General features: G+C 71.4%; 11 protein-coding genes. 2 read left to right on the top strand and 9 right to left on the bottom strand.

What is annotated here, in order from left to right; translation table 11 throughout:
- Positions 1-89 precede the first annotated feature (89 nt).
- The 4 genes from ABZ495_RS08575 to ABZ495_RS08590 all read right to left on the bottom strand — a co-directional run bounded on the left by ABZ495_RS08575 (position 90) and on the right by ABZ495_RS08590 (position 4,252).
- Complete coding sequence (locus ABZ495_RS08575) at positions 90-890, bottom strand: amino acid ABC transporter ATP-binding protein (protein ID WP_329489563.1); 801 nt, start codon at positions 888-890, stop codon at positions 90-92.
- A complete protein-coding gene (locus ABZ495_RS08580) occupies positions 887-1,861 on the bottom strand; it encodes an amino acid ABC transporter permease (protein WP_329489564.1) in 975 nt (324 codons plus the stop codon). Before ABZ495_RS08580 ends, ABZ495_RS08575 begins: the two co-directional genes overlap by 4 nt.
- 36 nt (positions 1,862-1,897) lie before the next feature.
- Positions 1,898-2,824, bottom strand: a complete 927-nt coding sequence (locus tag ABZ495_RS08585) for an ABC transporter substrate-binding protein (RefSeq protein ID WP_359803199.1) — start codon at positions 2,822-2,824, stop codon at positions 1,898-1,900.
- A 501-nt stretch (positions 2,825-3,325) separates the two neighbouring features.
- Positions 3,326-4,252 carry an ABC transporter substrate-binding protein gene (locus ABZ495_RS08590; protein ID WP_359803198.1) on the bottom strand — a complete coding sequence of 309 codons (927 nt, stop codon included), beginning with the start codon at positions 4,250-4,252 and terminating at the stop codon, positions 3,326-3,328.
- A gap of 603 nt (positions 4,253-4,855) precedes the next feature.
- Here ABZ495_RS08590 and ABZ495_RS08595 point away from each other — a divergent pair.
- A complete protein-coding gene (locus tag ABZ495_RS08595; RefSeq protein ID WP_329489567.1) occupies positions 4,856-6,052 on the top strand; it encodes an NADP-dependent malic enzyme in 1,197 nt (398 codons plus the stop codon).
- 130 nt (positions 6,053-6,182) lie between these two features.
- Positions 6,183-7,145 (top strand): zinc-binding dehydrogenase, encoded by a 963-nt coding sequence (locus ABZ495_RS08600; protein ID WP_352293130.1) that lies wholly within the window; start codon positions 6,183-6,185, stop codon positions 7,143-7,145.
- A gap of 58 nt (positions 7,146-7,203) precedes the next feature.
- Here the strand turns inward: ABZ495_RS08600 and ABZ495_RS08605 are convergent, their stop codons facing one another.
- From ABZ495_RS08605 to ABZ495_RS08625, 5 genes are all read right to left on the bottom strand, one after another.
- A complete protein-coding gene (locus ABZ495_RS08605; protein WP_359835005.1) occupies positions 7,204-8,241 on the bottom strand; it encodes a PadR family transcriptional regulator in 1,038 nt (345 codons plus the stop codon).
- A gap of 1 nt (position 8,242) precedes the next feature.
- On the bottom strand, positions 8,243-9,157 hold the full coding sequence (locus ABZ495_RS08610; protein ID WP_329489570.1) for a DUF4097 family beta strand repeat-containing protein: 915 nt from the start codon (positions 9,155-9,157) through the stop codon (positions 8,243-8,245).
- Between the two features lie 207 nt (positions 9,158-9,364).
- Complete coding sequence (locus ABZ495_RS08615) at positions 9,365-9,544, bottom strand: DUF6104 family protein (RefSeq protein ID WP_063347844.1); 180 nt, start codon at positions 9,542-9,544, stop codon at positions 9,365-9,367.
- Positions 9,545-9,604: 60 nt separating this feature from the next.
- Positions 9,605-11,596, bottom strand: coding sequence for a protein kinase (locus ABZ495_RS08620; RefSeq protein WP_359835007.1), 1,992 nt, complete (start codon positions 11,594-11,596; stop codon positions 9,605-9,607).
- Positions 11,597-11,852: 256 nt separating this feature from the next.
- The gene (locus ABZ495_RS08625; RefSeq protein ID WP_329489572.1) at positions 11,853-15,605 is read right to left on the bottom strand and encodes a multifunctional oxoglutarate decarboxylase/oxoglutarate dehydrogenase thiamine pyrophosphate-binding subunit/dihydrolipoyllysine-residue succinyltransferase subunit; all 3,753 of its coding nucleotides are present in this window, start codon (positions 15,603-15,605) and stop codon (positions 11,853-11,855) included.
- Between the last annotated feature and the right edge of the window lie 145 nt (positions 15,606-15,750).

Below are 15,750 nucleotides of genomic sequence, written 5' to 3' on the forward strand. Positions count from 1 at the left end.
AACGGGCTGACTAGCTCCAGCCTATTACCCGGGCGGGGAAAACGTCGGCGCCCGGCAGGACCGGCCTGCCGGGCGCCGTGCCGGTGCGCTCAGAGCACCTTGGAGAGGAACGCGCGGGTGCGCTCGTGCTGGGGGTCGGTGAGGACGTCGCGGGGGTTGCCGGACTCCACCACCACCCCGCCGTCCATGAAGACCAGGGCGTCGCCGACCTCGCGGGCGAAGCCCATCTCGTGGGTCACCACGACCATGGTCATGCCCTCCTCGGCGAGGCCGCGCATGACGTCCAGGACGTCGCCGACCAGCTCCGGGTCGAGCGCCGAGGTGGGCTCGTCGAAGAGCATCAGCTTGGGCTTCATGGCCAGCGCCCGGGCGATCGCGACCCGCTGCTGCTGGCCGCCGGAGAGCTGCGAGGGGTAGTTCTTCGCCTTGTCGGCCAGGCCGACCCGCTCCAGCAGGGCCATCCCGCGGGTCCGGGCGTCCGCCTTGGACTCGCCCTTGACCTGCACCGGCGCCTCGATGACGTTCTCCAGGGCGGTCATGTGCGGGAACAGGTTGAAGCGCTGGAACACCATGCCGATGTCGCGCCGCTTGAGCGCGACCTCGTTCTCCCGGAGCTCGTAGAGCCGGTCGCCCTTCTGCCGGTAGCCGACCAGCTCGCCGTCGACCCAGAGCCGGCCGGCGTTGATCTTCTCCAGGTGGTTGATGCACCGCAGGAAGGTCGACTTGCCGGAGCCGGAGGGGCCGATCAGGCAGAACACCTCACCCTGCTTGACCTCCAGGTCGATGCCCTTGAGCACCTGGACCGTGCCGTAGGACTTGTGGACGTCCTCGGCGCGGACCATCGGGCCGCCGTTGCCGGCGTCGGCGGGGGTCTTGGTCAGATCGGTCATACGTGACCACCTCCCTCAAGCCCCGGGACCACGTCGGCGGTGGTCTTCGGGGTGGGCTTCCCGGCGAACAGCCTCCGCAGCCGCTGGATCGGCGTGGGCGGGAGCGTCCGGTTGGAGCCGCGGGCGTAGTGCCGCTCGATGTAGTACTGGCCGATGGTCAGCAGCGACGTGAAGAACAGGTACCAGAGGCTGACCACGATCAGCAGCGGGATGTTCTGGTAGTTGCGCGAGTAGATCACCTGGCCGGCCCGGAAGATCTCCTCCAGGGAGATCACGCTGACCAGCGAGGTGGTCTTCAGCATCGAGATGGTCTCGTTGCCGGTGGGCGGGATGATCACCCGCATGGCCTGCGGGAGCACGATCCGCCGCATGGTCTGGAAGCGGCTCATGCCGAGCGCGTGCGAGGCCTCGCTCTGGCCCTCGTCGACCGACTGGATGCCGCCGCGGACGATCTCCGCCATGTAGGCGGCCTCGTTGAGGCCCAGGCCCAGCAGGGCGGCGACGAAGGTCGGGATCAGCACGTTGGTGGACTCGGACCAGAACTCCGGTCCCCACGGTACGCCGATCGAGAGCTTGGCCCAGATCAGGCCGAGGAAGTTCCAGAAGACCAGCTGCACCAGGACGGGCGTGCCGCGGAAGATCCAGATGTACATCCACGCGGTGCCGGAGAGCAGCGGGTTGGGGGAGAGCCGCATCACCGCGAGGATGATGCCGCCGACCACACCCATGATCATGGCGAGCGCGGTCAGCTCCAGCGTGACGAGCATGCCGTGCACGATGCTGTCGTGGAAGAGGTACTTCCCGACGATGTCCCACTTGAAGGCGGGATTGGTGAAGAGGGCGCTCAGCAGCATCGCCGCGAGCAGGGCGATGACGACGGCGCCCGCCCAGCGTCCGGGGTGGCGCACGGGGACGGCCTTGATGGTCTCAGGCCGTCCCTTCGTCGCCTTCCCCTTGTCCAGAGAGTTCACGGTGTGGCCTCGGGGGAGAGAGAGTCAGGCGGAGGGTCAGCTGACGGCGCCGTTGACGGTCGACTTGTCGATCGCACCGGCCTCGACGCCCCACTTGGAGAGGATCTGCTTGTAGGTGCCGTCGTCGATCAGCGACTGCACGGCGCTCTGGACGGCGGGGGTGAGGGCCGAGCCCTTGGCCAGCGCGATGCCGTAGGGGGCGGCGTCGTAGGTGGCGCCGACCTTCTCCAGCTGCCCGCCGGACTGCTTGACCGCGTAGTCGACGACCGGGGAGTCGGCCATCATGAGCTGGTCGCGGCCGGAGACCACGGCGTTGGTGACGTCGGTCTGGAGGTCGAACTTGTCACCGTCGTTGACGATGCCCGGCTTGCCGGCCTGGGCGCAGGCGGGGTTGCGGGTGTCGGTGATCTCCTGCGCCTGCGTGGTGCCGGTCTGGACGGCGACCTTCTTGCCGCACAGGTCGGCGGGGTCGATCTTGTCCGGGTTGCCCTTCTTCACCGCGACGGCGCTGCCCGCGTTGAAGTAGGTGACCATGTCGACGGTCTGCTCGCGCTCCTTGTTGTCCGTCAGGGACGACATGCCGATCTGGAACTTGTTCGACTGGATACCGGGGATGATCGCGGTGAAACCGGAGTCCTGGACGTCGACCTTGAGACCGAGCCTGGCGGCGACCGCGGTGATCAGGTCGACGTCCATGCCCTCGATCTTGCCGTTGTCGGCCTTGAACTCGTTGGGCGCGTACGAGGCGTCCGAGCCGACCGTGAGCTTCCCGGCGGACTTGATGTCGGCGGGGACGAGGGCGACCAGCTTGTCGTCGGCCTTCACCTCGTTGACGGTCGCGCCGGCGTTGGGGGCGCCGGTGCTCTCGTCCTTGCTGCTGCTACAGGCGGTGAGGGCCAGGGAGACGGACGCGAGTACCGCGCCGGCGGCGAGGAGACGGGTGCGCGGGGTACGGGCGGTCATGGGGGATCTCCTCCTGAGGGAGAGGTCGGGCGGAGCGCGCCGCGGGGAGCGGCACACCGGGGCAGCAGGCCGTACGGCGCTGTACGGGGTGTATGTCGCTGTACGTCGTCGAACGGGCAGAGCCGGTCGTGCTGGGCCTGAGCAGGCTTCGCGCAGGGTGGTGCGTGGTACTGCTTCCGCCACCCTCCGCCGAGGTGGACGTTGATCGAACCGCCTCGACCAGTGGCCGGCTCGATCGGAGATGGGGGGAATCCTGCCATCTGATGACGGTCGGATGGCCCTCATTCAGATCAAAATCGGATAACGGGGGGTCACACTGTCCGCTATTCGGACCAATACCGTGTCCCTGTCACCCTGCGTATAAGTATGCAGATCTCCCCGCGCTCTGCCCGGAGGCCCGCCCGTGTGCCCGCCGGACGGGTCCCCCGGCCGCCACGCCCGGTGATGACGCCCGGTGACGGCGCCCGAGACGGCGCCCGGTGCCTGCCCCCGCGCGGCCGCTCAGATGCCGCCGTTGACCACCGCGTTCTGGGCCGCCCCCGCGGCGACGTTCCACTTGGCGAGGATCTTGTCGTACTCGCCGCTGCGGATCAGCTGGTCCACCGCCTTGGTCAGCACGTCGCGCAGGTCGGTGTCCCCCTTGCGCACCGCGATCCCGTACGGGTTCGACCGGGACTGCGCGCCGGTCACCTCGAAGCGGTTGCCGCCGTCGGTGGTCTTCGCCGCGTACGCGGCCACCGGGAAGTCGTCCAGGCCGGCGGCCGCCGTGCCCGCGGCGACCTCGGCCAGCGCCTTGGCGTCGCTGTCGAACTTGTGGACGGTCAGCGGCTTGCCGCTCCGGCCGCAGGCCAGCACCTGGCGGGCGACGATCTCGTCCTGGGTGGTGTTCTGCTGCACCGCGACGACCCGGCCGCACAGGTCGTCCAGGGTGCGGACGCCCTTGGGGTTGCCCTTCTGGACGATGATCGAGGTACCGGCGATGAAGTAGTCCACGAAGTCCACGCCCGGGTCGACCTGCTTGCCCGCCTCGTCGACGCCGTCACGGCGCTGGCGGATGTCGCTCAGACCGGACATCGCCACGTCGACCTGCTTGGCGTGCAGGTTCGGTATCAGCTTCTCGAACGGGGTGTCGACGACCTCGATCCGCAGGCCGAGGATCTTGCCGACGGCGTTGGCGATGTCGGGGTCGATGCCGTCCGGCTTGCCGTCCGCACCCCGGAAGTCCACCGGCGCGTAGTTGAGGTCCGAGGCGATCCGGAGCACGCCCGCGGTGCGCTGCGCCTGGGGGATGCGGCCCCGGAGCTCCTGGACCGGGTCCTTCGCGGCGGCCTGCTCGTCGCCGCCGCAACCGGTCAGCAGCAGGGCGCCGGCGGTGGCCAGGCAGAGGGCCGCGGCGGCCGGTCGGCGGGGGTGGGCGCGGTGGTGCATGAGGGTGCTCCTGTGGGAGGGAGGTGGTGTCGCCACGCCGTCGCGGAGATGTACGCGAGACGGCGGAAGAAGGGATCCTCCCATCCCGACCTGCCGGTCCCGGCGGCGGGTGTGTCAGAATCCAGTACCGGGTGACCCCCGATGCTCGAACCGGACCACCGAGTCGCGACAGGCTCGGGGTGCGCAGGAACGGAAGTCCACGACGACGCCGACTCCGTATCCGAGGCACCGCCTCCCCGTCGTGTCCTGGTTCACTCCTGCGAGTGCGCGTGCTCGTCCGCTGTTGCCGCCACCGGTGCCCGGTGTTCCAGACACCAGGCACCCCGTCTTTTGGCCGCGATGCGGAGGAAGCACGCGCGACGAGGACGAAAAGGCATAGGTGCGATGCCGTCGTCCGACCTACGCTCGGCCCGGGAAGAAGAAGCAGCAGCACAGCGCAGGCTCAACAGTTACACAACCCTCATTCCGAGGGCGCGGCCCCGACGGCGGCGCCCCGATCCAGCCCTCCCCGGGTCCGCCTCGGCGTACCCGGTTTCAAGTTTCCGGCCGGGTCGTCCGCCCGTCGGCCACGCGTCCTCGCTGATCAATGACGAAGAGGTCATCGTGGCAGCGGAGATCATCCACAGCAGCACCCAGGACACCGTCGATCCGGTCGATGCCGTTTTCGCGCTCCACCGCGGCGGCAAGATGGAGGTCCGGGCGACCGTTCCGGTGCGCGACGCGGACGACCTGTCCCTCGCCTACACCCCCGGTGTCGCACGGGTCTGCACGGCCATCGCCGAGCAGCCGGAGCTGGTGAACGACTACACCTGGAAGGCCAACACGGTCGCCGTCGTCACCGACGGCACCGCGGTGCTGGGCCTCGGCGACATCGGCCCGGAGGCCTCGCTGCCCGTCATGGAGGGCAAGGCCATCCTGTTCAAGCAGTTCGGCGGTGTGGACGCGGTGCCGATCGCGCTCGCCTGCACCGGGGTGGACGAGATCGTCGAGACCGTCGTCCGGCTGGCGCCCTCCTTCGGCGGCGTCAACCTGGAGGACATCTCCGCGCCCCGTTGCTTCGAGATCGAGCGCCGCCTCCAGGAGGCGCTGGACATCCCGATCTTCCACGACGACCAGCACGGCACCGCGATCGTCACCACCGCGGCGCTCTGGAACGCGGCCCGGGTGACCGGCCGGGAGATCGGCACCCTGCGGGCCGTCATCTCCGGCGCCGGCGCGGCCGGGATCGCGATCGCCAAGATGCTGGTCGCCGCCGGCATCGGCGACGTGGCGGTCTGCGACCGCCGGGGCGTCGTGTACGAGGGCCGCGGCGACCTGACCGACGTCAAGGCCGAGATCGCCGCGCAGACCAACCGGACCGGCGTCAAGGGCTCGCTGGCCGACGCGCTGGCCGGCGCCGACGTCTTCATCGGCGTCTCCGGCGGGACCGTGCCGGAGGAGGTCGTGGCCACCATGGCCGAGGGCGCCTTCATCTTCGCGATGGCCAACCCGAACCCGGAGATCCACCCGGAGGTCGCGCACAAGTACGCGGCGGTCGTCGCCACCGGTCGCAGCGACTTCCCGAACCAGATCAACAACGTGCTGGCCTTCCCCGGCATCTTCGCCGGCGCCCTCCAGGTCCGGGCGACCCGGATCACCGAGGGCATGAAGCTGGCCGCCGCCAAGGCGCTGGCCGGTGTGGTCGCCGACGAGCTGACGCCGCAGAAGGTGATCCCCTCGCCGTTCGACGAGCGGGTCGCCCCGGCCGTCACCAAGGCCGTCGCCGAGGCCGCCCGGGCCGAGGGCGTCGCCCGGCGCTGACGCCCGGGCCGGGAGCGCCCCCTGCGGCGGGGGCGCTCCCGGCCGGCTCCGCGCTCCCGGCCGAACCCGGGACGCGCGTCACAGCCACAGCCTGTTCCGGGCCCCGGCCGACGCCGCTATCGTCCGGACCATGTTTGCTGCCTATGCCGCACGAATCGACGCCGACGACCCGCTGAGCGGGCTGGAGCTGGGCGAACTCCCCGAACCGCAGGCGCGTCCCGGGTGGAGCGTGGTCACGGTCAGAGCCGCCAGCCTCAACCACCACGACCTCTGGTCGCTGCGCGGGGTCGGCCTGCCCGCCGGGAAGCTGCCGATGATCCTCGGCTGCGACGCCGCCGGTGTCGACGAGCACGGCAACGAAGTGGTCGTCCACTCGGTGATCGGCCAGAGCGGCCACGGCGTGGGCCCGGACGAGCGGCGCTCCATCCTCACCGAGCACTACCAGGGCACCTTCGCCCAGCGGGTGGCGGTGCCGACCTGGAACCTGCTGCCCAAGCCGGCCGGGCTCAGCTTCGAGCAGGCCGCCTGCCTGCCCACCGCCTGGCTGACGGCCTACCGGATGCTGTTCACCAACGCCGGGGTGAAGCCCGGCGACACCGTGCTGGTGCAGGGCGCCGGCGGCGGTGTGGCGACCGCCCTGATCGTCCTCGGCAAGGCCGCCGGACTGCGGGTCTGGGTCACCGGCCGGGACGAGGCCAAGCGGGCCCGGGCCGTGGAGCTCGGCGCCGACGCCGCCTTCGAGAGCGGCGCCCGGCTGCCCGAGCGGGTGGACGCGGTGATGGAGACGGTCGGCGCCGCGACCTGGGCGCACTCGGTGAAGTCGCTGCGCCCGGGCGGCACCGTGGTCATCTCCGGGGCCACCTCCGGCCCCAACCCGAAGACCGCCGAGCTGAACCGGATCTTCTTCCTGGAGCTCAGGGTGGTCGGCTCGACCATGGGCACCAAGGAGGAGCTGGCCGGGCTGCTCTCGCTCTGCGCCACCACCGGCGTCCGGCCGCAGATCGACTCGGTGCTGCCGCTCGCCGAGGCCCGGGAGGGCTTCGCCCGGCTCGCCGGGGGCGACGTCTTCGGGAAGATCGTGCTCACCCCCTGAACGCCGGCGGGCCGGCGCTCCCGGGGGAGCGCCGGCCCGCACGGACCCGTCGGCCCGGTCAGCCCAGCAGGCGGCGCAGCCGCTCGCCGGCCGTGCCCAGCACCGAGCGGGCCTCGGCCAGCCGCTCGGGCGTCACCCCGCCGTCCCGGGCCGCGTCGCGGACCTGGTCCCGGAAGCGGTCGAGCAGCCGCTCCAGCTCGCGGGCCGGGTCACCGGCCGGGTCGGTCGCGGTCCAGGCCGGAAGGTCGGCCGGGGCGGTGCCGGCCGGCTCGTCCTTGTCGAGGTCGATCCGGGTGACCCTGACCTTCTCGGTGGGTGCCTCGGCGTCCTGCGCCGGGTGGCCCCAGCGGGCGGCGTCGGCCAGCCCGGCCAGACCCTTGGTGAGTTCGGAGAGCCCCTCGGCCAGTCCGGTCGGCCAGTCGCCGCGGGCCGCGTGGTCGCGGACCTGCTGCTCGACCCGGCGCTTGATCCGCAGCGCCTCCTGCTGGGCGGCCGTCCGCGCCGCCCGGGACTGCTCGCGGAGCCTGCGGGCCTCCTCCTCGGCGGCCTTCGCCTTGGCCTTGGCCGCCTTCTCCTGCTCCTTGGCGCGCTTGGCCTGCTCCTTGGCCTGCTTTTTGAACTGGGCGAACTCGTCCTTGGCGCGCTGCCAGGCGTCCTTGTCCCCCCAGGGGCCGGCCCACGGGTCCCCGCTCTCGGCGCCCTCCGGGCGGGGTGCCTGCTTCGCCGCCCCCCACAGCTCCTCACGCAGGCTCCGGGCGCCGTCCCGGACGTCCTCGCGGATCGCCCCGGCGAGCTGGGCCACCGAGTCGCGGATCTCCAGCTCCAGCTCGTCCAGCTCGCCCTGGCGGGCCGCCAGCTCGCTCCGGCCGGCCTCGGTGAGCCGGTAGACCTTGCGGCCGCCCTCGGTGCTCTGCGTCACCAGGCCCTCCTGCTCCAGCTTGGCGAGCCGGGGGTAGACGGTGCCGGCCGAGGGCGCGTACAGGCCCTGGAAGCGCTCCTCCAGGAGGCGGATGACCTCGTAGCCGTGCCGCGGTGCCTCGTCGAGCAGCTTCAGCAGGTAGAGGCGAAGGCGGCCGTGGCCGAAGACGGGGGTCATCTCAGACCTCCTTGGTGAGGTCGGGGCCGGTGCCGAGGTCGGGGCCGGCCGGGAGTTCCTTGACGATCACGGGGCCGTCGTCCTCGGCCTCCGGCCGGCGGAGCACGGTGACGGCGCCGGAGACGGTGGTCACCACCAGGTTGCCCCGGCCGTCGCCGAGCTTGCCGGAGAGCCGCTTGGCGCCCCAGGAGCCGCCGACCTTGAGCTGCTCGAAGGTGCTGGTGACGTCCCCGCTGTTGGTACCCGCCTCGACCTTGGTGTCGACCAGCGAGGGCAGCCGGACGCCGACCGAGCCGCTCACCGTGGTGACCCGGATCTCCGACGGGGTGGCCACGTCGAGGTCGAGGGTGACGTCCCCGTTGACCGAGTGGACCTGCACGTTGTCCGAGGTGCCGGCGACCAGGGTGACCTGCCCGGAGGCGGTGTTGACCTTGAGGTCGCCGGAGAGCGACTGGGCGTCGACGTCCCCGGAGACGGTGTGGGCCTCCGTCCGGCCGGTCAGGCCGACCAGGGTGGCGTCGCCGCTGGCGCTGTGCACCGAGACCGGCGCGGTGATGCCGGAGACGGTGGCGCCGGCCGAGACGGTGCCGGCCTTGACCTTGGCGCCGGCCGGTACGGCCAGCGAGACCACGGCCCGGCGGGTGCGCCGCAGCCCGCCGAAGAACGACTTGATGGACTGCACCGACTTGACCGACTCGCCGAACTCGCTCCAGCTGAGGTCCTTGTAGGTGACCGTCAGCACCCCCTCGGCGAGGGTGACCTGAAGGGGCTCGCCCTCCAGCTCGGTGACCTCCAGCCGGGCCGGGCCCTCGGTGGCCACCACGTTCACGGCGCCTCCGACGATCCGTACGTGGAGGGCGTCGACCTCCCCGTCGATGGTGATCCTGTCGGGGCCCTCGACCGTCCACTGGCTCATGTCTGCCGCCTCCCGTTACGACTCGCGATGTATCGCGTCCTCTTCCAAAGACGATATATCGCGTGACGGCGAAGTCAAGGGATCCGGCCCCGAGGGCGCCCCGGAGAGCGACCCGGAACGAACCCCGAGACGCCCCCTACGGGGCGCGGCACGCGAAGGGCCCGGGAGGCGGGTGCCTCCCGGGCCCTTCGGTCACGGTCTACCGCGTCACTCGTCGTCCTCGTCGTCGAGCCGGGCCAGCCAGGTGGCCAGCCGCTCGACCGGGATCTCGAAGTCCGGGTTGAGGTCGACGAACTCGCGCAGGCGCTCGGCCAGCCACTCGAAGGTGACCTCCTCGTCGCCGCGCCGGTTCTGCAGCTCCTCGATGCCGCGGTCGGTGAAGTACACGGGTTCGCTCCGGTCCGATGGGGATTCGACCTGGTCAGGATAGTCCGGGCGGGCGCCCGGTCAGCTGGCCCGCCAGGTGCTCACGGTGAGCTTGACGGCGCCGGTGGTGCCGTCGGCGATCTCGACCACCGCGATGGCGATGTTGCGGGTGAGCCGGTCGCGGACGCAGAGCAGGCGTCCGGGCGAGACCCGGTTGAAGGACAGGTCGGTGTCGGGCCGCGAGTCGATCGCGATCGCGCACTGCTCCGGGGTCACGCTGGCCTCGGTGATCACCGCGAAGTCGGACTTGTCGTCCCCCGCCGTGGTGAAGGAGTTGGCCTTGCTGCTGCTGCCGGTGGCGTTCAGCCCCAGGCCCCACTTGAGGTCGTTGCCGCGCGGCACGACCGTCCCGCCGTCCAGGTCGATCCGGTAGGAGTCGTAGTACGCCTCGGTGCCGGGGATGGCCAGCGGCTTCTTGTCGAGCAGCGGCGTGTAGCCGACCGGCCGGGCGGGCGCGGTCACGCCGTTGCTGGTCGTGGCCGACGGCGCGGCCGTCACCTTCCCGGCGGACGACGGGGTCGGCGAGGGGCTGTGCGAGCCGGCCGCCCCGGCGTCCGCGGTCTGCGACGGCAGCGGCTGGGGCTGGTTGCCGGGGCTCTGCTGGGCGGTGCTCGCGCTGTCGTTCTTCTTGTCGTCGTCGCCGAGCTTCTTCACCAGCACCACGCCGCCCGCGGTGCCGCCGAGGGCCATCACCAGGGCGACCACCAGCAGGACCTTCCAGGAGACGCCCTTGCGCCGGGGCTCGGGCGCCGGGGTGTCCGTCACCACCGGGCCGGGCGGCGGGGTGTCGTAGGACGGCGGCTCCTGGCGCAGCTGAACGGTCGGCGGCGAGGGCAGCACCGGCGCGGTGGGGGCCTCGTAGCCGGGCTGCGGAGGGCCGTACGCGCCGAGTGGCGGCGGGGTGAAGCCCGGCGGCGGGGTGACCGGCTGCGGCCGGGGGGTGCCGAAGTCCGGCACGCCGAAGGAGGCCGCGGTGGCCGGGTGGGTCGGCGGCGCGAAGGGCTGCGGCGGGGTGGTCGGCGGGCCGCTCGGAGGCGCGGTGGGCGCGGCCGGCAGCGGGGTCGGCGGGGTCTTCGGCAGGTCCGAGCGGCGGGTGATCTCGGTGTTGACCTGTCGGGGCAGCCAGTCGTCGGCGAACCGCAGCTGCCCGCCGACCGACGGGTGGTTGCGGGCGATCTCGATGATCTCGGCGGGCTTCGGGCGGTCCTCGGGGGACTTCGCCAGGCAGCGCATGATCAGCTCGCGCAGGTCGGCCGGCACGGCCTCCAGGTCGGCCTGCTCGTGCACCACCCGGTAGAGCACGGCGGTGTCCGGGCCGTCGCCGAACGGCGCGGTGCCGCCGGCCACGTACGCGGCCAGCGCGCCGAGCGCGAAGACGTCGGTGGCCGGGGTGACCGGGCGGCCCTGGGCCTGCTCCGGCGACATGAAGGCGGGCGAACCGATCCGGTAGCCGGTGCCGGTCAGCGCGGTGGCGTCGGCGGCCCGGGCGATACCGAAGTCGATCACGCGCGGCCCGTCGCCGGCCACCAGCACGTTGGCCGGCTTGAGGTCGCGGTGCACCACCTCGACGCTGTGGATGGCCTGCAGCGCCTCGGCGATGCCGCCCATCAGCAGCAGCACGGTGCGCACCGGCAGGGCGCCGTTCTCGCGGACCACCTGCTGCAGCGACGGGCCCGGCACGTACGCGGTGACCAGCCAGGGGGCGTCCGAGTCCAGGCCGCCGGAGTCGATCACCTGGGCCGTGTAGAGGCCGTGGATCCGCTGGGCGTTGCTGACCTCCTGCGCGAAGCGGCGGCGGAACTCGCCGTCCTCGGCGAACTCCGGGCGGACCACCTTGAGCGCCACCGGACGGCCGCCCGGGGTGTACGACAGATAGACCCGGCCCATGCCGCCGGCGCCGAGGCGGGCGAAGAGCCGGTAGCCGCCGACCTCGCGCGGGTCGTCCGGGTGCAGCGGCTGGAAGACCGGCGGGAGCGGCGAGGCCGTGGCGTCCCGTGGTGTGTCGGCGGTCATGTGGTGATCCCCCTGGGAGAGCGGTGAGGTCATCCGGTCGGTCACGGGCGCGGTGAGGGCGCCCGGGCATCGGTCCGGCGAGGCATAACCTACCGACCCGTCAGCTGTGCTCGCAGGTCGGTGGCCGTTTGGTTGCAGAGCTGGAACCTTGGCACGGCGCCGTCACACGGGCCGCGGGACACCGGAACGGCTCCGGCCCCCGCGCGGTGTGCGCGGGGGCCGGAGCCGTTCGAGCCCGACCGGAGCCGGGGCGGGCTCAGATGGTGAAGATCTCCTCCAGCAGCGCCTGCTGCTCGGCGGCGTGACGCTTGGCCGAGCCGACCGCGGGGGCCGAGGAGGCCGTGCGGGCGACGCGGCGCAGCCGCGGCGAACCGTTGGCACTGCGGCCGATGACGACCTGCAGGTGGTCGACCAGGTTCATCGCGATGAACGGCCAGGCACCCTGGTTGGCCGGCTCCTCCTGCGCCCAGACGAACTGGACGTCGTCGCCGTAGCGGGCCAGCTCCTCCTGCAGCTCGGCCACCGGCAGCGGGTAGAGCCGCTCGACCCGGACGATCGCGGTGTCGGTGACCCCGCGCTCGGTACGGGCCGCCTCGACGTCGTAGTAGAACTTGCCCGCCGTGATGACGACCTTGCGGACGTTCGCCGGGTCGACGGTGGTGTCACCGATGACCGGGCGGAACGAGCCGGACAGGAACTCCTCGGTGGCACTCGCCGCGGCCTTCAGACGCAGCATCGACTTCGGGGTGAAGACGACCAGCGGCTTGTGGTGCGGGTTGTGCGCCTGCCAGCGCAGCAGGTGGAAGTAGTTCGACGGCAGGGTCGGCATGGCGACCGTCATGTTGTTCTGCGCGCACAGCTGCAGGAAGCGCTCCGGGCGGGCGGACGAGTGGTCCGGGCCCTGGCCCTCGTAGCCGTGCGGCAGCAGCAGGGTGACGCCGGAGTGCTGGCCCCACTTCTGCTCGGCGGAGGCGATGTACTCGTCCACCACGGTCTGCGCGCCGTTGACGAAGTCGCCGAACTGCGCCTCCCACATGACCAGCGAGTTCGGCCGCGTCAGCGAGTAGCCGTACTCGAAGCCCATCGCCGCGTACTCGGACAGCAGGCTGTCGTACACGGTGTAGCGGGCCTGGTCCTCGGTCAGGTACAGCAGCGGGGTGTAGTCCTCGCCGGAGACCCGGTCGATGAGCACCGCGTGGCGCTGGCCGAAGGTGCCGCGGCGGCTGTCCTGGCCGGCGAGGCGGACGGGGTGGCCCTCCATCAGCAGCGAGCCGATGGCGAGGGTCTCGCCCATCGCCCAGTCGATGGTGTTGTCCTCGACCGAGGCGGCCCGGCGCTGCAGCTGCGGCAGCAGGCGCGGGTGGACGGTCAGCCAGTCCGGCAGGTTGACCTGCGAGGCGGCGATCCGCTTCACCATCTCCTGGGAGATGCCGGTCTGGATGTTGACCGGGAAGTCCGCCTGCGGCTTGCCGTTGGAGGCCGGGGCCGGCGTCTGGGCGGCGTCGCGGACCTCGGCGAAGACCTTCTCCAGCTGACCCTGGAAGTCCTGGAGCGCCTGCTCCGCCTCTTCCATGGTGATGTCGCCGCGACCGATCAGGCCCTCGGTGTACAGCTTGCGCACCGAGCGCTTCTTGTCGATCAGGTCGTACATCAGCGGCTGGGTGAACGACGGGTTGTCGGCCTCGTTGTGACCGCGGCGGCGGTAGCAGATGAGGTCGATCACGACGTCCTTGTGGAACGCCTGACGGAACTCGAAGGCGAGCCGCGCGACGCGGACCACGGCCTCCGGGTCGTCGCCGTTCACGTGGAAGATCGGCGCCTCGATCATGCGGGCCACGTCGGTGCAGTACATCGACGAGCGGCTGCTCGCGGGCGCGGCGGTGAAGCCGACCTGGTTGTTGACCACGACGTGCACGGTGCCGCCGGTGCGGTAGCCGCGCAGCTGCGACATGTTCAGGGTCTCCGCGACGACGCCCTGGCCGGCGAAGGCCGCGTCGCCGTGGATCTGGATCGGCAGCACCGGGAAGGTGGTGCCGCCCTGGTCCAGGATGTCCTGCTTGGCGCGGGCGATGCCCTCGACGACCGGGTCCACGGCCTCCAGGTGGGAGGGGTTCGCGGCGAGCGAGACCTTGATGGTCTCGCCGTCCAGGCCGGTGAAGGTGCCCTCGGAGCCGAGGTGGTACTTCACGTCGCCGGAGCCGTGCATCGACTTCGGGTCGAGGTTGCCCTCGAACTCGCCGAAGATCTTGCCGTACGGCTTGCCGACGATGTTGGCCAGCACGTTGAGGCGGCCGCGGTGGGCCATGCCGATGACGGCCTCGTCCAGGCGGTGCTCGGCCGCCGAGTCGATGGTCGCGTCCAGCAGCGGGATGAGCGACTCGCCGCCCTCCAGCGAGAAGCGCTTCTGCCCGACGTACTTGGTCTGCAGGAAGGTCTCGAAGGCCTCGGCCGAGTTCAGCCGGCGCAGGATGCGCAGCTGCTCCTCGCGCTCCGGCTTGGTGTACGGCTTCTCCAGGCGCTCCTGCAGCCACTTGCGCTGCGTCGGGTCCTGGATGTGCATGTACTCGATGCCGACCGTGCGGCAGTACGTGTTGCGCAGCAGGCCGAGGATGTCGCGCAGCTTCATCATCCGCTGGCCGCCGAAGCCGCCGACCGCGAACTCGCGCTCCAGGTCCCACAGGGTGAGGCCGTGCGTGGTGACGTCCAGGTCGGGGTGCTTGCGCTGCTTGTACTCCAGCGGGTCGGTGTCGGCCATGAGGTGGCCGCGGACCCGGTAGGAGTGGATCAGCTCGATGACGCGGGCGGTCTTGTTGACCTCGTCGTCGTGCGTGGTGGCCACGTCGGTGGCCCAGCGGACCGGCTCGTACGGGATCCGCAGCGACTCGAAGATCTCGTCGTAGAAGCCGTTCTCGCCCAGCAGCAGCCGGTGGATCTCGCGCAGGAACTCGCCGGACGCCGCGCCCTGGATGACGCGGTGGTCGTAGGTCGAGGTCAGCGTCATGATCTTGGAGACGCCCAGCCGGGACAGCGTCTCCGGGGCGGAGCCCTGGAACTCGGCCGGGTACTCCATGGCGCCGACGCCGACGATGGTGCCCTGGTTCTGCATCAGGCGCGGCACGGAGTGCACGGTGCCGATGCCGCCGGGGTTGGTCAGCGAGACCGTGACGCCGGTGAAGTCGTCCATGGTCAGCTTGTTGGCGCGGGCCCGGCGGACGATGTCCTCGTAGGCCTGCCAGAAGCCGAAGAAGTCGAGGGTCTCGGCCTTCTTGATCGCCGCGACCACGAGCTGGCGGTCGCCGTTCGGCTTCACCAGGTCGATGGCCAGGCCCAGGTTCACGTGCTCGGGCTTGACCAGGTACGACTTGCCGTCCTTCACCTGGTAGCTGTGGTTCATGCCCGGCGAGGCCTTGATGGCCTGGACCAGGGCGTAACCGATCAGGTGCGTGAAGGAGACCTTGCCACCGCGGGCGCGCTGCAGGTGGTTGTTGATGACGATGCGGTTGTCGATCAACAGCTTGGCCGGCACGGCGCGCACGGAGGTCGCCGTCGGCACCTCCAGCGAGGCGTCCATGTTGGTCGCCACCGCCTTGGAGGGGCCGCGGAGCTGGACCAGCTCGGGGCCGGTCTCGGCGGGCGCGGCCGGCGCCGGAGCGGCGGCCTTCGGGGCCGGGGGCGCGGCAGGAGCTGCGGCGAGGGGCGCGGGCGCCGGGGCCGCGGCGGCGGGCGCTGGCGCGGCCGGTGCGGCGGGGGCGGGCGCGGCCGGAGCAGCAGCGGCGGGCGCGGGGGCGGCAACGGGGGTCGGCGTGGGGCCGACCTGGGTCGCGGCCTGGGTCACTGGGGTCACCTCGGTACCGGGCTTGTAGTCGGCGAAAAAGTCCCACCAGGCTCGGTCGACCGAGTTCGGGTCCTGGAGGTACTGCTGGTAGATCTCGTCGACGAGCCACTCATTGGGGCCGAAGCCAGTGGAGCTTGCCGAGCTGTTGGGGGTTTCTTGGGACTGTGGCGACACGGCGGCAACCGCCCTCTTCCGCTTCCTTTTGGGATGTTTGGACAGCGGGGATTAAGGCTACGCCCCTGACCAGTGATCGCGCAGTCCCCAGGGCTCAGGCGTCGCCCAGATCACAGTCCTGACCTGCAGGTTGGCTGAAAATGTG

It is taken from the genome of Kitasatospora sp. NPDC005748 (assembly GCF_040630735.1).
Taxonomy (GTDB): Bacteria; Actinomycetota; Actinomycetes; order Streptomycetales; family Streptomycetaceae; genus Kitasatospora.